The sequence below is a fragment of the Streptomyces sp. 8N114 genome (assembly GCF_052245835.1).
Lineage (GTDB): Bacteria > Actinomycetota > Actinomycetes > Streptomycetales > Streptomycetaceae > Streptomyces.
The window spans coordinates 1-24715 of sequence record NZ_JBQQBT010000041.1 but is presented as its reverse complement, the minus strand read 5'-3'; the positions used below and the strand labels follow the sequence as shown (position 1 = coordinate 24715).

General features: G+C 72.0%; 14 protein-coding genes. 6 read left to right on the top strand and 8 right to left on the bottom strand.

The features are described 5' to 3' along the window. The first annotated feature begins 93 nt into the window (after window positions 1–93). Window positions 94–1383, top strand: a complete 1290-nt coding sequence (locus ACTWQF_RS35780) for a DNA cytosine methyltransferase (RefSeq protein ID WP_443283942.1) — start codon at window positions 94–96, stop codon at window positions 1381–1383. On the opposite strand, the gene ACTWQF_RS35775 is transcribed toward ACTWQF_RS35780, so the two are convergent. From ACTWQF_RS35775 to ACTWQF_RS35755, 5 genes are all read right to left on the bottom strand, one after another. Next, a complete protein-coding gene (locus ACTWQF_RS35775; protein ID WP_443283954.1) occupies window positions 1324–1791 on the bottom strand; it encodes a very short patch repair endonuclease in 468 nt (155 codons plus the stop codon). The two genes, ACTWQF_RS35780 and ACTWQF_RS35775, sit on opposite strands and share 60 nt — an antisense overlap. A gap of 63 nt (window positions 1792–1854) precedes the next feature. After that, a complete protein-coding gene (locus ACTWQF_RS35770; protein ID WP_443283953.1) occupies window positions 1855–3132 on the bottom strand; it encodes a PrsW family intramembrane metalloprotease in 1278 nt (425 codons plus the stop codon). 661 nt (window positions 3133–3793) lie between these two features. Then, window positions 3794–4678, bottom strand: coding sequence for a tRNA (guanosine(46)-N7)-methyltransferase TrmB (gene trmB / locus ACTWQF_RS35765; protein WP_443283941.1), 885 nt, complete (start codon window positions 4676–4678; stop codon window positions 3794–3796). 94 nt (window positions 4679–4772) lie between these two features. Next, window positions 4773–6017 carry an L-2-hydroxyglutarate oxidase gene (lhgO, locus tag ACTWQF_RS35760; RefSeq protein ID WP_443283951.1) on the bottom strand — a complete coding sequence of 415 codons (1245 nt, stop codon included), beginning with the start codon at window positions 6015–6017 and terminating at the stop codon, window positions 4773–4775. A gap of 133 nt (window positions 6018–6150) precedes the next feature. Further along, window positions 6151–7689, bottom strand: coding sequence for a sporulation protein (locus ACTWQF_RS35755; protein ID WP_443283940.1), 1539 nt, complete (start codon window positions 7687–7689; stop codon window positions 6151–6153). A gap of 1304 nt (window positions 7690–8993) precedes the next feature. Here ACTWQF_RS35755 and ACTWQF_RS35750 point away from each other — a divergent pair. After that, on the top strand, window positions 8994–11411 hold the full coding sequence (locus ACTWQF_RS35750; RefSeq protein WP_443283939.1) for an asparagine synthase-related protein: 2418 nt from the start codon (window positions 8994–8996) through the stop codon (window positions 11409–11411). A gap of 109 nt (window positions 11412–11520) precedes the next feature. Beyond that, entirely contained in the window at window positions 11521–15270 is a 3750-nt protein-coding gene (locus ACTWQF_RS35745) for an AfsR/SARP family transcriptional regulator (protein ID WP_443283938.1), read from the top strand. 49 nt (window positions 15271–15319) lie between these two features. Here ACTWQF_RS35745 and ACTWQF_RS35740 read toward each other — a convergent pair whose 3' ends face one another. Both ACTWQF_RS35740 and ACTWQF_RS35735 read right to left on the bottom strand, forming a co-directional pair. Then, window positions 15320–16969: a sigma-70 family RNA polymerase sigma factor gene (locus ACTWQF_RS35740; protein WP_443283937.1), complete on the bottom strand. Its 1650-nt coding sequence runs from the start codon at window positions 16967–16969 to the stop codon at window positions 15320–15322. Between the two features lie 192 nt (window positions 16970–17161). Then, window positions 17162–17983 carry a TetR/AcrR family transcriptional regulator gene (locus tag ACTWQF_RS35735; protein WP_443283936.1) on the bottom strand — a complete coding sequence of 274 codons (822 nt, stop codon included), beginning with the start codon at window positions 17981–17983 and terminating at the stop codon, window positions 17162–17164. A 410-nt stretch (window positions 17984–18393) separates the two neighbouring features. On the opposite strand from ACTWQF_RS35735, the gene ACTWQF_RS35730 reads away from it, so the two are divergent. Further along, window positions 18394–19956 carry an NAD(P)/FAD-dependent oxidoreductase gene (locus tag ACTWQF_RS35730; protein WP_443283950.1) on the top strand — a complete coding sequence of 521 codons (1563 nt, stop codon included), beginning with the start codon at window positions 18394–18396 and terminating at the stop codon, window positions 19954–19956. A 130-nt stretch (window positions 19957–20086) separates the two neighbouring features. Further along, window positions 20087–22078 (top strand): SpoIIE family protein phosphatase, encoded by a 1992-nt coding sequence (locus ACTWQF_RS35725; RefSeq protein WP_443283935.1) that lies wholly within the window; start codon window positions 20087–20089, stop codon window positions 22076–22078. Window positions 22079–22135: 57 nt separating this feature from the next. On the opposite strand, the gene ACTWQF_RS35720 is transcribed toward ACTWQF_RS35725, so the two are convergent. Beyond that, window positions 22136–23440 (bottom strand): MFS transporter, encoded by a 1305-nt coding sequence (locus tag ACTWQF_RS35720; RefSeq protein WP_443283949.1) that lies wholly within the window; start codon window positions 23438–23440, stop codon window positions 22136–22138. Window positions 23441–23580: 140 nt separating this feature from the next. Here ACTWQF_RS35720 and ACTWQF_RS35715 point away from each other — a divergent pair, with 140 nt between their 5' ends. Then, window positions 23581–24117, top strand: a complete 537-nt coding sequence (locus ACTWQF_RS35715; protein WP_443249280.1) for a MarR family winged helix-turn-helix transcriptional regulator — start codon at window positions 23581–23583, stop codon at window positions 24115–24117. Window positions 24118–24715: the final 598 nt, after the last annotated feature.

Sequence of the window (24715 nt, the reverse complement as noted above, 5' to 3'; positions counted from 1 at the left end):
GGGCACAGTGTGTGCTCATAGCTCATGGTGATGGCAGAGATTTCTGCGAAACTGGAGCACCTGCTGTGAGTCACGCTGGGAGGAACCACGTCGATGAGTGCGAGCGATCGCGGTACGTATGAACCGCTGACCTCGGTGGAGATCTGCGCCGGGGCAGGGGGGCAGGCGATCGGGCTGCATCAGGCGGGCTTCCGTCACCTGGCTCTCGTAGAGATCGATAGGTACGCATGTGCCACGCTAAGGGAGAACGTTCTCAAGGACCCTGAGTGGGCGGGGTGCGAAGTCCTTGAGGAAGACCTGAAGGATTTCGATCCGGGGCGCCCAATGGCAGCGCTTCGCGGGCAGGGCGAAGAAGGGGAAGAGGGGAAGGAACGACCTCTCAAGCAGGGTCAATTGACTCTTCTGGCTGGTGGCGTTCCATGCCCCCCTTTCTCCGTGGCAGGCCTGCAGCTTGGTCGGAATGATGAACGGGACCTGTTTCCAAGGATGCTTGAGCTTGTGGAATCGCTCCGTCCCCAGGTAGTTCTTATCGAGAACGTCCGCGGCATCCTGGATAAGAAATTCGACGATTATCGCGCCTATATCGTCTCGGAATTGCGTGACAAGAAATACGTATTCTGCGGCTGGCGCCTTCTGGAGGCACGGGAATTTGGAGTGCCTCAGTTGAGGCCTAGGGCGGTTCTTATCGCCATTCACAGCGATGTGATGGGCGGGATTGAGAAATTCCCGTGGCCCGTGGGCGTAGCAAATCCTCCCGCTGATCTCTATGAGGTGCTCAGGCCGGAGATGCTAAGGCGGCGCAATGCCCTCAGAAAGAAATTCCCGGAGCGCCGTGCTGATATCGACGAAGCATATCGGCGGTGGCAGAACAAAGCGCGGCCGCGAGCGCGCGTGGCCCCGACGCTCGTCGGTGGTTCAAAGAAGCATGGCGGCGCTGACCTTGGGCCTAACCGAGCCAAAGCCAGTTGGCGGCACTTCGGGGTGAACGCGATGGGCGTTGCTAACGAGCCCGAAAAAACGACAGACCTTGCTCGGGACTTTCTGCGCCTGACAGGCCCGATGTTGACCGTCCGGCAAGCGGCAATGGTGCAGAGTTTCCCAAAACACTGGCGTTTCGCGGGCGGGAAAACGGCGAAGTACCGTCAGGTGGGTAACGCTTTTCCTCCGCCGGTTGCCCGTGCACTGGGGCGGGCCATTGCATCAGTCTTGCGTCCCGAGCAGAAAGATCAACTGCTTGAGGGTCTCGAACTTGATTATGTCAGTGTGGAGCAGGCCGAAGAGCGAAGGTACATCCAGCCGTCCTTCTATGACGGGGCAGAGGTTTCAGCTGATCCGGCGCCTGTTCCTGACCTCGGCGAGGATCTTGTCGGCGCAGGCGTCTGACTCCTCGTGCTCCCAGAACCGGAGGACGAGCCAGCCCGCTGTCTTTAGCTTCTGGTCGGTGTCGCGGTCGCGCGCGATATTGCGCGCGACCTTGTCCGACCAGTAACCAGGATTGGTTTTTGGCGGCACGTAGTGCTCAGCGCAGCCATGCCAGTAGCAGCCGTCGATGAATACCGCGATCTTTGCGGACCGGAAGACCATGTCAGCAGTGCGCCGGAGCTCCGGCAACGGGCGCGTGCTGACGCGATACCGGGCCCCTTGGGCGTGCACGAGCTGGCGAATTTTCCGCTCCGGGGTGGTGTCACGGCTCCTGATCGCCTGCATGTTCCGTCGACGTGCTGCGGAAGAAGCCCATGACCCTTCCGGCAGCGGCTCGGCCTTAGCGACTTCGGATGAGGACACAGACAGAGCTTAAACAACCGGCACGGTCAGGGTGGCGGCGTGGGCGATGATCCGTGCAAGCGGCGCCCCTCATCGTGGTGGCGGATACCCCACCCACCCCGCCACCGCCGGGCGGCTCAGGGCCAGGGCGGCGCTGGTGGTTGGGGGGCCGGCCAGGGGGCGGTTGGTCCAGAGGCGTTGGAGGAGTTCGTGCTCGCGGGCGGCGAAGTCGGGGGCGGTGGCGCCGTTGTCGGCGCGGGCGCGGAGGAGGGCCAGGGCGGTGGCGTCGTGCTGGTAGGCGGCCACGGTGCGGGCCGCCTCCGGGCCGTGGCTGCGGCGGGCCATCGCGCGGGCCATGGAGCGGGCCCGCATCGAGGAGAGGGACCACGGCTCCGGCTCGCTGAACCAGCCCGCGGCGGCGTACGCGGGCAGGGTGTCCCGTACGACGCGCAGCTCGTACAGCCGTGACCAGATGGCCAGCCACGTCAGCGCGCCGAACACCGGGATCATGAAGAGGCCGTACACGGCGAGGAAGGTGTAGTTGGCGAAGGATGCCGAGCCGTTCCATATCGCGTGCAGCAGCACCGCCGTGAACCAGCCCAGCAGCGGCAGTACCCAGCGCAGGGTGCGCCGACGGCGTGGCAGGGCCGCGACCATGCCGAAGGCTATGCCCGTCATCGACGTGAACAGCGGATGCGCGAAGGGCGCGAAGATGATGCGGATGAAGAACGTACCGGCCGTTGCCGAGCCGGAGAGGCTGTCGGGGTCCAGCACCGTGTCCTCCCCGTACGCGGTGCCGAGATAGAGGATGTTCTCCGTGAACGCGAAGCCGGCAGCGGTGATGCCGGCAGCGGCTATGCCGGCGACGACGCTGTCGAGATGGCGGCGGCGGAAGAGGAAGAGCAGCAGGATGGCCCCCGCCTTGGTCGTCTCCTCGACGACGGGGGCGATGACGGTGGCACCCAGCGTGTCCGCCTGGTGCGGCGAGTCGACGACGACGGAGGAGGCCAGCCAGTCGGTCGCGAAGCCGTTGGCGAGGATCGCCACCAGCGTCGCGGCGCACGCGCCCCACGCGAAGGCGAAGAGATGGGTACGCCACGGAGCGGGCAGCGGCGCGCTCAGCCAGCGGAACGCGGCCAGCAGCAGCGGTACCGGAAAGAGTGCCAGTCCGAACCCGACCAGCAGGCCCTGCGTACCCGTCTGTTCACGTACCAGTGCCAGGATCATCAGCCCGCACAGGGCGAGCAGCACGATCACCGCTGTGGCGCGCAGGGTGCGCTGGTTCCGCTGCCACCAGGACGGCACCGGATGCGTCTGCATGGGATGCCCGGATCCGCCCTGCCCGGCGTCGTCCATGGGGGCGTACATGCCACCCACCGGGGACGGGTTGGTGGGGTACGGCGCCCGGTCCGACGGAGCGGCCACCTCCGGGTAGTGCGGGGCCGCCGAGGGAACGGCGCCCGGCCCGGGGGGTTGCGGGGGCGGCGCTGCGGGAGCGTACGGAGGCGTCGCGCCGTACGGAGACCCCCCGTATGGAGAAGCCGAACCGTACGGAGCCGGAGCCGGAGACGGCGGCGTGGAGGCGTACGGGGGCGAGCCCGCGGGAGCGCCCTGGTGCGTCGGCGCTTCCGGATTCGGGGGTGCGTACGGGTTCACCGGGGCGTACGGGTTCGCCGGCGCCGGATCGTCCGCGTGCGCATGCGCCCGCGCGGGCGGGGGCGGCGGCGGGGGCGTCCGGCCGGGCTCGGGATGTGCTGCCGAATGCGTGCCGCCCTGGGGACGCGGACCACCCCACTCCGTCTCCGGTACCCGGTCCTGGGGGCTCTCCGGCCGGCCAGGACGCACGGGCGGGACAGGCGCGGGGCCGTCGGAAGGCCCGGGCGTCGTCGGGTTCGGTGGCGCGCCGGGGGCGCCGGTTGCCTCGTCATGCACCCATCGACAGTAACCAGTGTGGGTGACGCATGCTGCGGCACCGCCACAACCACCGTCCGGGGGCCGTCGCCCCTCGGCCACCGAGGAGGGCGCGGTCTCAGCGCCGCCTGAAGAGCAGGTCCCGCACCTTGTGCCCCTTGTCCAGCCCCTGTCCCTCGAACCGGGTCAGCGGACGGTTCTCGGGACGGGGCGCGAAACCGCCGTCCGGCTGGGTGTTCTCGTACTCCGGGTGCGCGCTGAGCACTTCGAGCATCTGCTCCGCGTAGTCCTCCCAGTCCGTCGCGCAGTGCACGAGGGCGCCCGGCCGCAGCGGCCCGGCCGCCAGATCCAGGAACTCGGGCTGGAGCAGCCGTCGCTTGTGGTGGCGGGCCTTCGGCCACGGGTCGGGGAAGTAGATCCGCAGTCCGGAGAGCGAGTCGGGAGCCAGCATCTCCCGCAGCAGGATGATCGCGTCACCGTTGCCCACCCGTACGTTGGTGAGGCCCTGCTCGTCGGCGAGGCGCAGCAGATTGCCCTGGCCGGGGGTGTGGACGTCCACGGCGAGTACGCCGGTGGCCGGGTCGGCGGCCGCCATCTGCGCCGTGGCCTCGCCCATTCCGAAGCCGATCTCCAGCACGACGGGCAGCTCCGGGTCCCTGAAGAGGTCGCCGAGGTCGATCTTCCGCAGTCCGTCCACGTCGAACCCCCACTGCGGCCACAGCCGCTCCAGCGCCGCCCGCTGGCCCTTGGTGACCCGGCTGCGGCGGGGCTGGAAGCTGCGGATACGGCGCTCGTGGTGCGACCCGGCCGGGTCGGGCGAGGGCCCGGCCCCCGGCGGGAACATCCGCGCCATCACCCGCGGAGTCGGCGCTTGTCCGACTCGCGCGTCATCAACTCGCTGCGCACCGTCATCAGCGTCCTTCTGGTCGTCGCCGGGTCCTGCCAGGCCGACCGCGTCGCGGGTGGGATCGTCACTCTGAGGGAAGTCTTTGCTTTCGGACACGATGTTTCAATTTTACGGGGGAGGTGGCGGACGGCGGCGTGAGGCGGCGTCCGCCCCCACCGTAAGCGGCGAACGCCCGTCAGCCTCCCGGCGCTCAGCCCTCTCCCAGCGCCCCGGCCACCCTTCGCGCGATCTCCCTCCCGATGGGCAGGGACGCGGTCGCCGCCGGCGAGGGCGCGTTGAGGACGTGGATGGTGTGCGGGCCCTCGGCGAAGAGGAAGTCGTCGACGAGCGTCCCGTCCCGCAGCACGGCCTGGGCCCGTACCCCGGCGGGCGCGGGGCGCAGGTCCTCCGCCGTCACCTCGGGCAGCAGACGTCGTACGGCGGCGGTGAACGCCGGGCGGGAGAGCGAGCGCCGCACTTCACCGGCTCCGTAGCGCCAATGGCGGCGGGCTATCCGCCAGGTGCCGGGGTGGATGAGGAGCCCGGCCAGCTCGGCGGGGCGTACGGTCGGCCACGCGTATCCCTCCCGGGCGAGTGCCGGGACGGCGTTCGGGCCGACGTGTACGCCGCCGTGCACACCGCGGGTCAGATGGACGCCCAGGAAGGGGAACGCCGGGTCGGGTACGGGGTAGACCAGCCCCCGCACCAGATGTTCCCGCTCGGGCGCCAGCTCCGCGTACTCGCCGCGGAACGGAAAAATGCGGGCCTGTGGGGCATCTCCGGCAAGGCGGGCGATGCTGTCGCAGTGCAGTCCGGCGCAGTTGACCAGGGCGCGTGCCCGCACCACCGTCCCGTCCGCCGTGCGGACGGCGACTCCGCGGCCCGGGCGGCGGTCGATCGCGGTGACCTGACCGGCGGCGCCGTACCGCACCTCGGCGCCCGCGTCCTGTGCCAGCCGGGCGAGCTGAGCGGTGACGGCGACGAAGTCGGCCACGCCCGTCGTCCCGACATGGATGGCCGCGAGGCCCCGTACATGCGGCTCGTGCTCCGCGATCTGCGCGGGGCCCAGCTCGCGTACCGGGATGCCGTGCTGTCTGCCGCGCTGGATGAGCGCGTGCAGGCGGGGCAGTTCCTGGTGCTCGGTGGCGACGATCAGCTTGCCGGTGACCTGGTGCGGAATCCCGTATTCCGCGCAGAACTTCAGCATCTCGGCCGCGCCTTTGAGCGCGAACCGGGCTTTGAGGGAGCCGGGTGGATAGTAGATGCCGCTGTGGATCACGCCGCTGTTCCGCCCGGTCTGATGGCGCGCCGGGCCGGGCTCCTTCTCCAGGACGGTGACCCGGGTGCCGGGTGCCCGGCGGGTGAGGGCATGGGCAGTGGACAGGCCGACGATGCCCGCGCCGATCACGAGCACGTCGCAGTCGAGTCTTCCGGACGTCGAGGACACGTCCCCCATCATGAACTGCCTCCGCCTTCCCGACTCAGCTGCCTCCCCACCTCACGCGCCTCTCCAGCCCATATCGTCCCCGGTCACGGGAGCCACCATCCCTCACGGGGGACACCAGCCCTCACTCCCGAGACACCATCCCTCACGCCGGAGCCACCAGCAGTGGCCGGGCGCGCTCGCGCAGCTCGGCGACCCGGGGCTCGTCCCCGTACGGCTCCAGGCGGTGGAGCAGATCGCGGACGTACTCCGTGGTGCGCGCGGAGGAGATGCGGCCGGCGACTTCCACGGCACGGACCCCGGCGGCGCAGGCCGCGTCCAGGTTGCCCGACTCCAGTTCGGCTACGGCGGAGACGACCAGCCGCAGCCCGTGCGAGCGGACGAACTCCTCCTTCGGCTGGGAGAGCGCCTTCTCGGTGAACCTGCGCACCTGGCGGGGTGCCTTCAGATCGCGGTAGCACTCCGCGGCGTCGGCCGCGAGCCGGTCGTAGGAGTAGAAGTCGAGCCAGGAGGGGTCGGGATCCCCCTCGCGGGAGCGCTCCAGCCAGCTCTCGGCCGCCGACAGCGCTGCGGCGCACGCCTGGGCGTCGTTCGCCTTGGCATGGGCACGGGCCTCGACGAGCTGGAAGAAGCTCATCGTCCGGGCCGTCGCCAGCCCCCGGTTGCGCTCCAGCGCGGCCTGCGCGAGGTCGACGCCCTCGTCGGCGAAGCCCCGGTAGGTCGCCTGCAGCGACATGGAGGCCAGCACATAGCCGCCCAGGGGCACATCGGCGGCGGCGCGGGCCAGCCGCAGCGCCTGGATGTAGTACCGCTGCGCGGCCTCCTGCTGTCCGGTGTCGAACGCCATCCATCCGGCGAGCCGGGTCAGTTCGGCGGTCGCGCCGAAGAGGGAGCGTCCCACCTCGTCGGTGTAGGCGCCCAGCAGCAGCGGCGCGGCGTCCACCCGCAGGCACTCGGGGACCATGGACGAACGCCAGTCACCGCCGCCGTACTTCGAGTCCCAGCGGCGCGCCTCGTCCGCGGCTTCGCGCAGCTTGGAGACGTCGGTGTGCCCGACGCGCAGCGGGGTGCTGCCCCCGTCCACGTCGCCGTCCCGTCCGTCCCGGCCCTCGCGCAGCCGCCCTTCGGCCACGGCCAGGAGCCCGCCGTTCGCGGCGGAGTCCGCTCCGGCCCCGTCGCCGGACGGGTGCGCCCCCTCCAGATATTCGACGTGGCGGGCGACCGAGCTGTCGGCCGGGGTTATGAGCCAGCGCGAAGCCGGGGTGGCATATGCGCTCACGGCGAACGAGCCGGCGAGGGACTGCCATATGCTGCCGCCGCCGCGCCGCCCGGCGAGATCGAGCCGGTAGAGGTCGGTGGCCGACTTGACAGCGGCGCCGACATCGCGCGGGAAGGCCAGCCCCACCTCGGGGGTCGGATCGGCGTCCGCGAGACCGATCTCGTGCAGCGGCACCGGACGGCCGAGCTTGCTGCCGATGGCAGCAGCGATGAGGTGGGGTGCCGCTCCTTGCGGCACCATCCCCTTCGAAACCCAGCGGGCCACCGACGTCTTGTCGTACCGAAGAGTGAGGCCGCGTTGGGCCCCCAGATCGTTGACCCGTCGGGCGAGTCCGGCGTTGCTGATTCCTGCGAGGGCGAGGACGGTGCCGAGCTTCTCATTCGGCCCGCGTGACTCCCTGGACATGCGCACCCCTGACCACACCGACGACCGCCCCGCGGCTGTGGCGCGGGGCCCCCTCCCGTCACTGCGCACTGCGCGGCGCGGAAAGCACTGCGAACACAGCGTAGTTCGCCGCATCCCGACCGTTAAGAGGCGTCATGCCGGATGGCGAGATCTATGTCCGTACGCGTGTACGTGCGGGGGTCACGTGCCACCCCCATACTGCCCCGCGCGAAGCGGCTGGAATCATGCGCGCCGTCCGCGGGACGTACGACTTCTCCGGCGCCGGTCGACGTGCCCCGGGCGTGTGGCCGTGCGCCCACTCATGCGCCTGCCGGACCCGAAGGGGGGAGCGGTTCGATGGGAGTCGCGTGGGTCGGCCCGCTGCACAGGATCAGTGGGCTGGGGGACACCGCCGTCTCATTCCCCGCGGACGGCGGTCCGGGCCGGGAGGTGCGCAATGCCCCTCCCGGCCCGGCAACGGGACGGGGCAGGAACGAGGTTCGAGGCGCGGGTCTCCCTGGCGGACGAGCAACGCGGACATGCCGCGGCCGTCCCCTCGCAGAGCCCGCGCGGAAGAGCGCGGAAGGGCCGCGCACCGGGGCGGACGTGGCCTTTCCGTCGGTAACAGAGTGGGTACGGAGATCGCTCGGAGGCGCCTTCGTCATGGGCGTCTCCGAGTGACCGTGCTCCCGCCGCAACGCGCGGCGCAGCACGGTGTGTTTGCCGCGCCTCGGCGGCACCGTCCGGCGCCGCCCGCTGTCTTCGCCCGGGGTGTCCCCTTCTGTGGCGCCCCCGCCCGGAGCGTGCGGCCGGCGCCCGGAAGTGGTCACGTCCGGAACGCTGCTTGCCGTGTGCTCCCTCCCATGCTTCTGTGCCCCGCGCATGCGACGGGCCCGCGCGCCCCGCGCGTACGGCCCGTGCGGATCGTGCCCGGCTGTCCCGCTCGCCCCGGTTGCCTTCGGTACGCCGCCCGTTCGCTGTTGCGTGGCGAGGGGGCAATACGGCTGTTACGGCGCCGTGGAGGCCGTTCATATTTGGCCGAATGACATCGGTCGCGTGTGCCGTGCCGGGTGCGGACGCCACTGGTATATGCCGCTGCCGATTCGGCAACTCGGCGGCCCCGCAACGGCCGCTCGGGGGCGCTGGGCGGTGCGAGAGGGGCGTCGTACTGAGCTGAGGTATGCGCCCCTTACACGCCTCCTGCGCGCCACTCTCGTGGCACCATAGCCGCAACGGCAGCGGTTTCCGGGACGGCAGGCACCCGCCGCTCCAGGCGCCCGCGCGGTGCGGCAGACAGCGGCGGAGTGACGCGAAGGCAGGCGGCGATGCGTTGGTTGGTGGGGTGGAGCAGCGCCGCGGCATCGCCCGACCGCCGTCGTGGATCCGCCCGCACCACCGCCAACTCCGGCCGCGCAGCCACCGGTTCCGCCGACTCCTACGCCGATCCCCGCACCGGCCGCGATTCCCACGAGCCGTACCGCCCGTACGGCTCCCATGACTCCCGCGACCCGTACAACTCCCGTGATCCGTACGACTCCTACGGTCCCTACGGGCACGCCCCGCACACCGCGCACATCCCCGACGGAAGTGACGGAGTCCTCCAGCCCGTCGGCGCACAGGTGCTGTGGAGCGGGCCCGATCCGCTGTGGGCCGTCGGCGACTGGCGGCCCGACGAGATCCGCGTCGTCGAGGCCCAACCGGGCAACAGGCTCGCGGTGTTCGGCTGCTGCGGCGCCAGCGACGACGAGCTGCGCCTCGGCCTGGTCGCCGCGCGCGGCGGAGCGTTTCGTCATCTGACCGCCTGGCCCGGCAGCTACACCGCGGTCGCCTGCGTGGGCCGCCGGATCACCGTCGCCGCCGACCTCGCGGGCGCCCGTCCCGTCTTCCACGCGCCCTGGGCGGGCGGCACCGCCTATGCGACGGCCGCGCTGCCGCTCGCCGATCTCGTCGAGGCCGAACTGGACTTCGGGCATCTGGCAGCGCTGCTGGCCTGCCCCGACGCGGCCGAAGCGCTCGGCGAGGGCACCCCCTACCGCGGGGTGCGGCGGGTGCCGCCGGGGCACGCGCTGATCGTGCGGGACGGCGGCAGCCGCGAGGTCGCCAGCTACGAGTCGTCCGCCTCACTTGTCGTCGGCGCCCCGCCCGTCGATCCGGAGGCAGCGGTCGCGGGCGTCCGGGACGCGCTCGTGGACGCCGTACGGGCCCGGCTCACCGCGCCCCGCCACGCGGCCGAACACGACTTCGACGTACGCGATCCGGGGCCGGTGCCCGGCATGGGCCCCGCCGACCGGCAACGCGCGCGGGGCGGCCCGGCACCCGGCGTCGGCGCCGACCTGTCCGGCGGGCCCGCGTCCGGCACCCTCGCGCTGCTCGCCGCCGGGCTGCCCGGTACGCCCGGCACCGTCTTCGGCTCCGGCGCGGCGAGCGCGGGCGAGCGGCTGCTGGCGGTCACCTTCAACGACCTCACCCTGAGCAGCGCCGCGAGCGCCGTGGACCCGGGCAGCGCCTCCGCCGGTCCGTACGACACCGCGGGAGCCGCCGGACATCTCGCCGAACTGGAACGGGCGCACGCCATCGCGGAGAACCCGCGGCTGCGCCATGTCGTGGTGACCGGCAGCGAGGAGACGCTGCCCTACGCGGATCTGGAGAACGGCCCCCTCACCGACGAGCCCGGCCCCTCCCTGGTGACCGCGGAACGCCACCGGCACCGCCTCTCCGCAGGCAGCGCCGACCACTTCCTCGGCTCGGGCGCCCGCCAGGTGGTCGACGCACACCCCGCCCGCCTGGCCGACCTGCTGCTGGACCGGCGCCGCCGCCATCTGGTGCGGCCCGTCGCCGCGTTGGCCCGTGCCGAGGGACAGTCCGGCGGGCAGGTCGCGGGCCGCTCGCTGCTGGTGCCCGTCACCATCTACCGGGCGGCGCGCAGGCTGGCCCGTACGTCCTACCGCGACGGGGTCGTGGAGACCGCGGCGCAGCTGCGCGACAGCTCGTTCACGGCTGCCGCCTTCGCGCCGTACCCGGAGGGTGGCGAGAGCGCGGTGGACGCCTCGGTCGCCGCGCTCACCTGGTGCCGCCCCGGGCCTGCGGCGCGCTGGCTGACGGGCGAGGCATTGGCGGAGGTCTCGCTGCGGCTGGAGGCCGCCGCACAGGCCCGGCCCTCCGTCGAGCGCCCCGGTGAACGGCGGGCCCGGGCAGCGCTGGCCCGCGCCGCCGCCGACCACCGGGTCCTGGAACAGGCCGCGGAGATCCGCAACCAGCGGCTGCACGCCCCGTTCTTCGACAACCAGGTTGTCCGGGCCGCGAGGGAGTTGCCCGAAGCACTCCGCGTACGCCCAGGAGCGCGCGCCTCCATACTGCGCGCGGCACTCGCCGGTGCGGGCGTACACGAACTCCCTCCCGGCTGGGGCGCCCCCACCCACGCCACCCACCACGCCGCCCTCCGCGCAGGTGTGCGGCTGGCCGCCGAACAGTTGCTGGAACTCTTCCGTGCGCCGCTGCTGGCCGAGGCCGGACTGGTGGAGGCCCGCGTCGTACGCCAGGCCGTCCAGCGGGTGGCCAAGGGCGAACAGCTGCCCGTTGAAGGCATCGCCGACCTGGTCTCCATGGAACTGTGGCTGGGCCGGCTGCTGGCGCGGCGCGGCACCTGTTGGACCGGTTCCGCAGCGCCCCGCCACCGCGCCGCTGCGGCGGGCGTCCACCCGGACGCCCGCTACGAACGGATTCTTCCGCCCACCGCCGGTTGATTCCGAAGAGGCGCTCGCCTGGGAAAGGGCGGCGCTCGGCGGGGGGAAGTCCGGGCCGCCCGCCGGAAAATGTGGCGGCGGTGTGTGCGGCTGCGGGGACAATGGGTCCGTGCGGTATCTGATCCTGGGGGCGAGCGAGGCCCACGACGAGGCTGGACGGCCGCTCCCGCTGGGCGGGCAGCGGCTGCGTGCGCTGCTCGCCGCCCTCGCGCTGCGCTCCCACAACCGCGCTCCCACCTCTCCGGACACACTGATCGACGAGGTGTGGGCGGACGCGGAGCCCGGCACGATGCCGGAGAACGCCCCGGCCGCGCTGCAGGCGCTCGTGGGCAGGCTGCGCCGGGTTCTGGGCAAGGACGCCGTCGAATCGCTGGCCGGCGGCTACCGGCTGCGGGCCGACCCGGAGCGCGACGAGGTCGATCTGATCCGCTTCGAACGCCTGGCCGCCGAGGGCGAGCGCGCACTGGAGGCCGGTGACGCCGAACAGGCCGCCGCCGTGCTCCGCGAGGGCCTCGCCCTCTGGCGCGGCCCCGCCCTCGCCGACCTGCCCGGCCGCGCCCGCGTGGCGGCTCGCGCCGAAGCGCTGCGGCACACCGCGCTGCAACGCCGCCTCACGGCCGACCTCGCCCTCGGCCGTGCCGCCCGAGTGCTGCCGGAGCTGCGCGAGCTGGCGCCCGAACATCCCCTCGACGAGCCGTTGCAGACGCTGTATCTGCGCGCCCTGCACGAGAGCGGCCGTACGGCGGAGGCGCTGGCCGGCTACGAGTCCGTACGCCGGGGCATAGCGGCCCGCCTGGGCGCCGACCCGGGGCCCGAACTGCGCGCCCTGCACGCCGAACTGCTGGCCGCCGGTACGCCGACCGGCACCTCGACCGACAGGACCGGCACCTCGACCGGCACGGCGGTGCCCCGCTCCGGCGCCGCGCCGCCAGGGTCCTCGCCTTCTGCGCCGCCGGGGTTCTCCCGCCCCGCGCCGCCGGAGCTCAGTTCCGCGCCGCCGAATACCCGTCCAGCGCCGCCGGGTTCCGGCACCTCGACTCCTGGATCGCGCCCCGCACCTCCGCATTCCCAGGGAGAGCACAGCTCCCTGGGGTCCTCCGGAAAACCCGGGTCCCCTGGGCCCCCTCCTGAGTCCGTCGAATCCCCCGACCCACGCGACTCCGCCGAATCCCCCGCATCCCTCAGGCCGCAGTGTGCCGACGAGAGTGCGCGGCCTCCGCTCGGCAACCTCCGCGCACGGCTGACCAGTTTCGTCGGTCGTGAGGCGGACATCGCCGCCATCGGCGCCGATCTCGCTGCCTCCCGGCTGGTCACCCTGATCGGGCCGGGCGGCTCGGGCAAGACCCGGCTGGCCGAGCAGGTCGCCGCGACATCGGCCGCCGCCGCCCCCGCTCCGTATCCCGACGGCACCTGGCTGGTGGAGCTCGCGCCGCTCGACCACCCCGCAGCGGTGCCGGGCGCCGTGCTCAGCGCCCTCGGCCGCCGGGTGACGTCGCTGTCCACGGCCGCCACCGAGGGCACCCGTTCGCTGGGCGGCGAGGCGGACCCGACTGCGCTGCTGGTCGAACACCTGGAGCAGCGCGGTCTGCTGCTGGTGCTCGACAACTGCGAGCACGTCGTATACGCCGCCGCCACCCTCGCCGAGACGCTGCTGGCGCACTGTCCCGGACTCACCGTGCTGGCCACCAGCCGCGAACGGCTCGGCATACCGGGGGAGACGGTGCGCCCGGTCGAGCCGCTGCCGCCCGCACCGGCACACCGCCTGTTCGCCGACCGCGCCGCCGCGGCCCGCCCCGGGTTCCGTACGAGCGAGGACCCGGAGGCCGTCGCCGAGATCTGCCGCCGTCTCGACGGACTGCCCCTCGCGATCGAGCTGGCGGCAGCGCGGCTGCGGTCCCTCACCCCGCGGCAGATCGCCGACCGCCTCGACGACCGCTTCCGCTTGCTGACCAGCGGCAGCCGCACCGTACTGCCGCGTCAGCAGACCCTGCGGGCCGTCGTGGACTGGTCCTGGGACCTGCTGGACGAGCGCGAACGCACCGTCGTACGCAGGCTGTCCGTCTTCGCCGGCGGCTGCACCCTCTCCGCTGCCGAACACGTGTGCGCGGACGGGGCCCCGGAGGACGCCGGGCGGTCACCCGCACCGGACACCCACCCGGAACAGATCCACCCTGACGACGTACTCGACCTGCTCTCGGCACTCGTGGACAAGTCCATCCTGGTCGCCGACCAGCCGCCCGCCCTCACCGGCACAGGCGTGCGCTACCGGATGCTGGAGACGATCCACGACTACGCCCGTGAGCGCGCCGCCGAACACCCGGCCGACCGGGAGGCGGCCGAGGAGCGGCACACCGCCCAGATCCTCCGCTTCGCCAACGCGGCCGAACCCCGCCTCCGCTCCGCCGAACAGCTCTCCTGGCTGCCGAGAGTCGAGGCCGACCTGGACAACATCCGCGCCGCACTGCACCGCTCGCTGCGCAACGAGGACCGCGAGACGGTCGTCGCACTCGTCCGCGTGGCCGGCTGGTTCTGGTGGCTGCGCAACTACCGCGACGAGGGAGCGCACTGGGTCGAGACCGTCCTGTCGATGTTTCCCCCCACCGCGGAGGAGCGCGACCCGGAGGAGGAGCTGCTCTTCCGGGAATTCCAGCTGCTGGACTACTTCCTGCTGTCCGAGCACTACACCCAGGAGCTGCTCACCGACCCGCACCACCAGGCCGTCGCCAAAGAACTGATCGCGACCTTCCGCCAACCCGGCCCTGCCGCCGCCCGCTTCCCCGGCATGCTCTGGCCCTTCACCGGCTACCTGATCGAGGGCAGCAAGGGCGTCGCGGCGCTCATGGACCTGTCCGTCGCCAACTGCCGCCGCTACGCCGAGCCGTGGGGGCTGGCCGTGGCGCTGCTCTTCCGCGCCCATGTGCGGATGGACCTCCCCGGCGGAGTGGCCGCCACCAGGGACGACCTGCCCGAGATCAGCGCCCTCGCCGACAGCACCGGCGACCGCTGGCTGCTGAGCCAGCTGTGCGGACTGCGCGCGGAGGTCGCCCTCCAAGAGGGCCGTTACGACGACGCACGCGCCGAGTGCGAGACCGCCCTGCGCTACGCCCAGCAGCTCGGCGCCCTCACCGAGATGCCGGTGCTGCTCGCCCGTATCGCCGATATCTGGTTCCGCCGCGGCGATACGGAACAGGCCGACCAGCTCGCCCGCCGGGCCATCGAGGACGCCGAACGTCTCGGCATCCGAGACGCACTGACCATCGCGGTCTTCGTCCGTGCGGTCGCGGCGACCGAGGCGGGCGACATCGAACGGGCCCGTGACCTCCACAGCCAGAGCCGGAAGAACGCGTCCGTCGGCACACCGCCCGCGATGTTCGAGGTCATGCTGCGGATGCTGGACGCCCGCATCACCGCCTCCGAGGGGCCGGATCTGCTTCCCGACGCCGTCCGCAAGATACGTACCACCATTCGCATCGGGCTGGAGATCGGCATCCCGGAAAGCCTCGTCGGTCAGGCCCTGCTCACCGCGGGCTACATCCTGCACCTGGACGGCCGCCACACGTTGGCCGTCCAGTTCGCCGACGCGGCCCAGCGACTCCGGGGCGAGCTGCCCGCGAGCGTCCCCGAACTCCGCATCGACGGCACGATCCGCGCCTACTCCTCAGCTGCCGCCGATGACGGGGCGGACGGGACCGATGGGACCGACGGGACCGACGGGACAGAGGGGGTCGACGGGACGGAGGGGGCCGACGGGCGACCGCCGCTCACCGCCGTCGAGGCCGTCGAGCGCCTGGACGAGCTGTGTGCCCAGCTCGTCGCCGACAGCTCCACCGAGGGTGCCCCGACCGCTGCCGAGGGGTGACGTTCCACCACCAGCCGTACCTGGCGTTCGCCGGTGCTGGAGCTGAGCGTCACGGTGTCCCCGTCACCCTGACGAGGTGGTGCTCGGCCGACGGAGGCGGCGGCGGTTCGGGGCGGTGCCTCGGGGGCGAGGGCAGCGGCCCGGGCGCCGGTGGCTCGGGCGGCGGCGGTTCGGACCGCGCGGGGGGCTCGGCCGGATCGACCGGTTCCGGTTGTTCCGGCTTCGGTGCGGGCCGCGGTTCGGCCTGCGCTGTCGCCGGATCGGGTGCGGGCGGCTCGGGCTTCGGTTCATCGGGCCGGGGTGCCGGGTCCGGCTTCTTCGGCGGCTGTCCGGGCGCGACTGGCGGCGCCGGGTGCCGTGCCTCAGGCTTCTTGGGAGGCTCGCCGTCGCCTCCGGACAGCGCGTATGCGAGCGCCGCACCGGCCGCCGCCACACCGAGCCCGATACCGGCCTTCGCGGGGGCGCCGAGCCCTTCCGACGCCGCACCGCCAGCTCCGGCTCCGGCTCCGGCCCCAGCCCCGGCACCCGCACCTCCGCTTCCGGCGCCACCGGCCGCAGCACCTCCTGCACCGCCCCCGGCTGCACTTCCTGCGCCTCCTGCGACCCCCGCGCTTCCCGCCGCCGCGCCGCCCACTGCCGCGCCGCCCGCGGCCGCCGTCGTCGCACCGCCGCCGATCAGCGCCGCGAAGGCTTCGGCGCCGCCCGCTGTCCCGAACCAGCCGACCAGGGCCAATGGGACCAGCAGCCTGATGTGCTCGTTGAGGTCCTTGACCTCCGACGCCGCCTGCCGGCATGCCGGGCACTCCTCCAGATGCCGGGCCAGCCCGCGTTCGGCACGCACCCGCAGCCCGCCGCGCGCATAAGCCCCGAGCCGGTCGGCGTACCGCGCGCACTCGCCGCCTTCCGTCAGCGCCTGGTTCACATGCGCCTGGAGGTACGCCTGCTTGAGGTGCTCCCGCGCCCGGTGCGCCGCCGTCGCCGTGGCCCCGCGGGACTTGCCCAGCAGCGGCGCCACCTCCTGCGGCGGTACGCCCTCGACGGCGGTGTGCCACAGCAGCATCCGGTCGTACTCGGACAGGCTCCGGAACGCCCGTACCACCAGCTTCTGTTCGGCCTCCCGCATCGCCCGCACCTCGGCGCCCAGCTCGAGGGTGTCCTCGTCGCGCGCTGCGGAGGCCGCGGCCGCCGACTGTGCGAAGGCGGCGAAGTCGTCCACCAGCCGCTCCCGCCGCCGGGTCCGCGCCCAGTTCGCCGCCACATGCCGTACGGAGGCGAGCAGATAGGCCCGCACCGACGCCTCGGGGCCCTTGCCGCCGCGTACGGCCTGCAAGGTGCGTGCGAAGACCTCGCCCGTCAGATCCTCCGCCGTGTCCGCGTCCCGGCAGCACGTACGGGCATAGCGGCGCACCGGCTCGGCGTGCCGCCGGTACAGCTCCTCGTACGCCCCGTCGTCGCCCTCCCGCATCCGGGAGAGCAGCTCCATGTCGGAGACACCATGCCTGCCGGGTCCGCCACCTTGCTTGCCGCGCCTGCTGCCACTCTCGGCGTGCCGGCCAGGCACCCCTGAGGCGTCCTGCCGCCTGCGCTGCTCGGGCACCTGGCGCGATACCGACTGCTCGGGCAGGGCACCGCCCGGCCGAAGGCCGGGGGAGGAATCCGGACGGGGCTCGCCCGCCCCCCGTTCCTTGTCACCACCCATAGCCGCGACTTCCGTACCCGCCCCGCGCGCTGACCATCGCGTCAGCGTGGCACAGTGCCGCAGGACGGGAACCGGACAAGCAGACCAACCACCCGTTCGGGTAATGCCGCACGGCTCTGCGGATGCCGAGGGCCTGCTGCCCTGCTGACCTGGTGCTCAGCCCTCAGCCCTCAGTGCGCTGCGGAAGGCTGCTCAGCGCGCACTACGGGAGCGCAGCCCCTCCAGCAGGATGTCCAGCAGCCGCGTCGAGGCGGCGGCCTGCTGTGCGGCGTCCGGCAGCGAGGGAGCGGCGGTCGCTATCACCAGCAGCACATCGCCCACCGTCACGTCCGGGCGCAACTCGCCCGCTTCCCGCGCCCGCTCGACCAACTGCCCGACGACCTCCAGCAGTTCCGCCGCTCCCGGGTCCTCCCCCAGGTCGTACGCGGCCGTGGACTCGCTCGCCGTGCTGGGACGTTCCACGAGCCGCAGATCCGGATGCGTCCCCTCGGCAGGCGTCGGAGCCTCGTGGTAACCGCTCGGCACGGAGGTGCGCTGCTGGGGCACCCGCAAGGCGCTGTCGGGCCGGGTCTCCGCCCGGAGTATCCGCGGCGGCAGCAGCCGCCCCGCTCCCGAGGCGACAGAGGTACGCAGGAAACGGGAGAGCGCCGACCAGGGCTCCTCCTCCTGGCCCAGCGCAGCCCGAGCCTGCTCCGTCAGCCGCGCTGTCTCTTCCTCGGCTATCCGCCTGACCAGCACGTCCTTGCTCGGGAAACGGCGGTAGACCGTCCCGACCCCCACCCGGGCGCGGCGGGCGACGTCCTCCATCGGCGCGCCGTAACCCAGCTCGCCGAAGACCTCGCGCGCGGCGCGCAGTACGTGCTCGAGATTCCGCTGCGCGTCCACCCGCAGCGGTGTCGTCCGCGCAGCAGCCGTGGCAGCTGTGGCGTGCGCGGAGGTCTGGCTCTCCGGAACAGCGGAGACAGCGGTCGGCGCCGCCCCAGCATGAGAGCCGTGAATACCCTGAATGTGCATCGTTGTTCCCCCGGTAAATCCATGTCTCCCCCCGGAGACCCCCGCGTCCGCGGGGTCGGGATGCGGCGCACTGGTCCATAGGCCGCACCCGTTGGGATACGAACATAGTTGAGCCCACCCTGAGAGAGAAGAGGGCGTTCCGGCACGGCCGTTTGGCCCTGACCCGCCCGTACCGGCCGCACCTCGCCCGTACGCCCCTTGCGCCCCCTGCGCCCCAGCCGTGACCTGCAAGGACCACTCTCCGTACGACGTCGGTGGTACGGAGAGCGCCCGGCGCACACCGGTCACATGATTGACGTCTCCTGTGGACAAACGGGGGGCCGAGGGTGCGTCATGGTCAGGTGACGAAGGCCACGAACGAACCTGCGAAACCCGCGCGCATCCTCGTCGTCGGCGGCGGCTACGTCGGCATGTACACAGCGCTGCGCCTCCAGCGCAGACTCAAGCACCGACTCCGGCAGGCCGCCCGCCCCGGCGAGGCCCTCGCTCCGGATGCCTCGGCCGTGCCCGGTACGCCCGGAGCGCCGAACACACCGGATGCGGCGAACACGCCCGCTGTGCCGAGCACGCCGGATGCGCCGGGTGGGCCGGTCGCCGCGTCGCTCGAGTCCGCCGACGGGGTCATCATCACGATCCTGGACCCCGACCCGTACATGACGTACCAGCCGTTCCTGCCCGAGGCCGCTGCCGGCTCGATCTCTCCGCGGCATGTCGTCGTACCGCTGCGCCGGGTCCTGTCGCACTGCCAGGTCATCGTGGGTGAGGCCCGCAGCATCGACCCCGACCGCCGTGTCGCGCACATCAGCACCCTCGTCACCGCGGAGGCCGACGCGGCCCGCGCGGCCCAGGCGGCACCCGGGGAACGGCCCGAGCCGCAAACCCTTGAACTGCCCTACACGGAGCTCGTGCTGGCGCCCGGCTCCGTCTCCCGCACCCTCCCCGTCCCCGGCCTGGCCGAGCACGGCATCGGCTTCAAGACCGTCGAGGAAGCCATCGGGCTCCGCAACCACGTGCTCGAACAGCTCGACATCGCCTCCTCCACCCGCGACCCCGCGATCCGCGACGCCGCCCTCACCTTCGTCTTCGTCGGCGGCGGCTACGCAGGCGTCGAAGCGCTGGCCGAACTGGAGGACATGGCGCGCTACGCCTGCCGCTACTACCACAACATCTCCGCGGACGATCTGCGTTTCCTGCTGGTGGAGGCCAGCGACCGGATCCTGCCCGAGGTCGGCGAGGAGATGGGCGGCTACGCCCTGCGTGAGCTGCGCGCCCGCAACATCGACGTACGCCTCGGGACGCGCCTCGACTCGTGCGAGAAAAGGGTCGCCGTCCTCAGCGACGGCTCCCGGCATCCCAGCCGCACCCTGGTGTGGACGGCAGGCGTCAAACCCCACCCCCTGCTGGCCCGCACCGGACTGCCCCTCACCGCTCGCGGCAAGCTCAAGTGCGAGGCCACGCTGCGCGTCGAGGGGACGGAACACGCCTGGTCAGCGGGTGACGCGGCGGCCGTCCCCGACCTCACGGCGGACCCGGCAGCGAGCTGGGCGGCGGACCCGGCCAAGGCGTCCGGCTCGGCGGCGCACAACGGCGCGGAACCGCCGTTGTGCGCCCCCAACGCGCAGCATGCCGTACGCCAAGCACGCCGCCTGGCCGACAATCTCGCGGCGGTGTGCGAAGGCCAGGAACCCACCCCCTACCGGCACTCCTACGCGGGCTCGGTCGCCTCCCTCGGACTGCACAAGGGGGTCGCGCACGTGTACGGACGGAAACTCAAGGGCTACCCTGCCTGGTTCATGCACCGCGCCTATCACCTCAGCCGGGTGCCGACCTTCAACCGGAAGGCACGCGTGCTGGCGGAATGGGTGCTCTCCGGCCTGTTCAAGAGGGAGATCGTCTCTCTCGGCTCGCTGGAGCACCCCCGTGCCGAGTTCGAACTCGCGGCGGGCACCGTACGGCGCCCCGACGAGAACTGAGGGGTCCACCGGCACGGTGGGCCACACTGGGCATGTGACCATGGGTGGGCCCGCGTCTGCGAAGCGTGACCCCGAAGCGGCCCCGAGCGACCCGAGCGAACACAGCGAACCACACAAGGAATCGGACGACGTGAACTTCACGCGCTGGAGCGCCCGACTGCCCGGCACACAGCGGCGCACCGCTGCCGCCCAGGCCGCGATAAAGGCGCGAGCGCAGTCGACCGAGACCTCCGGCGGCAGCACGGACGGCAGCAGCACGGACGACGCCGCCAAGAGCACCGGCGGCGAGCGCCCTGGCAGCACCGGCACAGGCAGCGACGGCACCGACAGCGGCACCGAGGACAGTGGCCCAACCCCCGCCGACCCGGGGGAAGCCGACGGCGGAGCGACAGCCGATCCGACAGCGTCCGACCAGCCTGGACCCGGCCGGTCCGTGCCCGACCAAGCGGTTCCGGGACAGCCGGCGCACCCGGACGAGGACGCTTCGGACACCCCCACCGTGCCCGCTGCCCGCAGCCGTCCGCACGCGGAGGCCGACCCAGGGCCGAACACCGACGCCGACTCCGGATTCGAACCCGAAAGAGCGGCATCGCAGCGCAGGCGTGCCATCGATGCGCTCCCCGTCCGCGCGCTGCTCGGCCAGGTCCCCGCGCTGGCCGCCGTCGTGTACGGGCCCGAGCACCGCATCGCGTTCGTCAACGAGGTCTACACCCAGGTCTTCGGCCCCCGCCCGACCGGCGCAGCGGCCCGGGAGGCCCTGCCCGAGCTGGTCGAGCTGGGCCTGCTCCCGCTGATGGACCAGGTCCGGCGCAGCGGTCGGCCCCGTACGGTCAAGTCCCGCCGCGTACCCCCGCAGCCGGGCGCGACGGGCAGCAGACGCCGCCCCGGGTACTACACCTTCACATGCACCCCCATCACCACATCGGGTGACAGCGGCGTGCTGATCTTCGCAGCCGACGTCACCGACCAGGTGGAGGCGGTGGAACGGCTGCGCGCCAGCGAACGCCGCCAGCGCGAGGCCGCAGTCACCCTCCAGCGCAGCCTGCTGCCCCAGGAGTTGGAGCAGCCCGACGACCTGCGCGTCGCCGCCACCTACCTGCCGGGCGGCACGGACGCGGCCGTCGGCGGCGACTGGTACGACGTCATCACCCTCGGCGCGGGCCGCACAGCGCTGGTCATCGGCGACGTCATGGGCCGTGGCGTGCGCGCCGCCGCCGTCATGGGCCAGCTGCGCACCGCCGTCCGCGCCTACGCACGGCTCGATCTGCCGCCGCACGAGGTCCTGCAACTCCTCGACGGCCTCGCCGCCGAGATCGACGCCTCCCAGATCGCCACCTGCGTCTACGCCGTGCACGACCCCAACGAGGGCCGCCTCAGCTACGCCTCCGCCGGGCACGTGCCCATCCTCGTACGCGACCCCGACGGCACCGTCCACCGCGCCACCGAGCACACCGGTCCGCCGCTGGGCACCGGCGGCTGGCTGCACACTTCCGGGAGCCTGCCGCTGCCCGAGGGCGCCACCGCCGTCCTCTACACCGACGGCCTGATCGAACGCCGGGACGCCGACATCGACGAAGGTGTGGACGCGCTGGAGCACGCCTTCGCGGGCGCCACCGGCTCCCCCGACATCATCTGCGACCGGCTGCTGCGCGCCCTGGGCATCAGCGAGGACCACGACGACGACGTGGCGCTCCTCGTCTTCCAGCGCCCGGTACGGACCGGCCCCGACGCCGAGCTGTTCCACAACGCGGCGCTCGACCTGCTCGGCGGCACCGAAGCGGCCCCGCGCGCCCGCGCGTTCGCCTCCGGTGTCCTGGCCTCCTGGCGCTTCCCCGCCGAACTCCGCGACCTCGGGGTGCTGGCCGCCAGCGAACTGGTCGCCAACTCCCTCCAGCACGGCACCCCGCCGATGCGGCTGCTGCTGCGCCGTACCGACCGCCGGCTGATCATCGAGGTCACCGACGGCGACGAGCACCTCCCCCGCCGCTGCCGCGCCGAGCCGGCCGACGAAGCCGGGCGCGGCATCTCGATCATCGCCACGATCGCCTCGGCCTGGGGGAGCCGCCGCACCCCGGGCGGCGGCAAGTCGGTCTGGTGCGAGTTCGCCCTCCCGGGCACCTAGCCGACGTACGGTGCGGCAGGGCCGATCCTGACCGAACGGATCGTTCCCTGCCGCTCGTCACCGACCCGCGCCGACGAGGCTCTCCTCAGGGGCCGGGCGGACCGCATCGCCACGTGCCACGATGACCGACCCGGGCCGGTCCTGGCGCTCGGTCAGCCGCCGCCCCAGCAGCAACGCCAGCCCCGTCACGCCCAAGCAGCACACCACCAGCAGCACGATGTACGCCGACCAGGCCCCGGCCGCGGCGAGCACACCGCCCACCGCAGGACCCACGGCCAGCGCCAACTGCTTGACCAGCGCGAAAGCCGAGTTGTACTGCCCGACCAGACGTGCCGGAGCCAGGTCCGCGACCAGCGGCGCCACCGTCGGCGAGAGCATCGTCTCGCCGATCCCGAACAGCGCGTACGTACCGATGAGCAGCGCAGTGGCCACAGCCTGCGCCCCGTGCACAAACCCGGAAGCCCCCGCAGCCAACCACGCGACGGTCCAGATCAGACCCACCAGCGCAACGACCCTGCTACGCCGCCGCCCCTCCACCAGCCGCAGCACCACGAACTGCGCCAGCACGATCATCGCCGTGTTGGCGGCCAGCGCGATCCCCAGCGTGGAGGTCGAGATCCGCGTGACGTCAACCGCGTACGCCGACAGCCCCGACTCGAACTGGCCGTAGCACGCGAAGAAGATCACGAATCCCAGCACACACAGCAGCACCATCGACCGGTCCCGCAGCAGCACGCCCCAACCGGAGCCCCGCGCGGCGCCCTCCGCACCGGCGCCTTCCCCGGCCCCGGCAGCCGCCGTCACGGGGCGCCCCACCCGCACCGTCACCAGCACGGCGAGCAGCACGAGGAACATCGTCGCCTCGATGACGAACAGCAGGGTGAAGCTGGCCGGATCGTGCTCGTCGACGAGCATTCCGCCCAGCAGCCCGCCGACGCCCAGCCCCAGGTTGTTCAGGAAGAACTGAGTGGCGAAGGCACGCGACCGCGATCCCGCCGTCGAGCACCACACGATCATCGTCGCGAGCGCGGGCTGGAGCACGGCGATACCGGCGCCCATCACGGCGGACGCGGCCAGCACGGCGGGCCCGCTGGTCGCCAGCCCGAACCCCAGCGCACCCAGCGCGGCCGAAACCGCACCGACGACAACCACCACCAGCGGTCCGCTCCGGTCGATCACGCGCCCCGTGAAGGGCAGCACGAGCAGCGCGGCGGCGGCGAACGCGGCGAGCACCGCACCTGCGGTGCCATCACCGAGCTCCCGCACCCGCGACACGTACACGAAGAGGAACGGCACCGTGAAGCCGTTGCCGAAAGCCGCCAGCGCGTTACCGAGCTGGATCCGCCGCAGAGCGGCGGCCATCGCCGTGGTCACACTCACCTGCCTGAGTCGAGAGACGTACAAGGGATACAGCTACGAAGACTTCGAAGCTAAAGTTCGATGCTAAAGAATACACACAGCAAGCGTTTAGAGCGAACGAGTCATCGTGCGATACTGCGCACATGCCGGACCGACAGCCGACGCTCGATGAGCAGATCGCCATCTACCAGCGGGAGTACCGCGACCTCGACCCCCAGGTGGAGAAGGTGGTCAACGCTCTGAGCAGGCTGGACCGCCGGATGAGCGTGGCTTACGGGCGCCAGCTCGCAACGCTCGGCCTCAGCAGCCCGGAGTGGGAGGTCCTCAAGGAACTCGTCATGGCGGGCAGCCCCTACCAGCTCTGGCCCGGCACCATCGCCAAGCGGCTCGGCCTCACCCCCGCGGCGATGACCCACCGCATCGACCGGATGCTCACCCAGGATCTGGTCACCCGCGAGCGCGACCCCGACAACCGGGTCCGCGTGATCATCGGCCTCACCGACACCGGCCGCGAGAAGTGGCTCGAGGTCATGCGCATGGCGTCGGCCTTCGAGGAAGACCTTCTCCAGGACCTCTCCACCGACGAGCGCGTACAACTCGGCGAACTCCTCACCCGTCTCCTACGCCGCGTCGAACACGCCCAACCCGACGCCGGCGGCCGCCTGACCGACCTCGACTGAAGCCCCGACCGCGGCCCGGCCAGGGCGAGTTGAGCCGCCCCTGATCCCGGTTGACAGTACGACCGGTGATCCGTAAGGTTCCTCGGGTTGTCAGCGGCCCGTCGTGGCTACTGGCGACCATTCCTGCCACTCCGGCGGAAACCTCTACTCAAGCACCATCTCCCTTCGCAGGGGTCTGTTCGGCATGCCGAATTGCTTTTGCGGGTCGGCTCAATTTGGAGCCGGGCGGGGAAAGGCTCTAAAGTAGCGGTCAGCCGGAAGGCGCCCCGCCGACAGGGGAAATCCGATTCGGAAGACGGCACGGAAACGGGCCGGAAAACGGATCTGATAGAGTCGGAAACACCGAAAGGGCAAACGTCCGGAGAAGCCGGTGAGACGGTTTCGAAGGAAGCGTCCGTTCCTTGAGAACTCAACAGCGTGCCAAAAGTCAACGCCAGATATGTTGATACCCCGGCCTGTCGACGGATTTGCGTCGGCGGGTTGAGGTTCCTTTGAAAAAATTACAGCGAGGACGCTGTGGACCGGGGGATTATTCCTCTCCTGGTTCCGCTCTTCCGCGAATTTGAAGCATTCACGGAGAGTTTGATCCTGGCTCAGG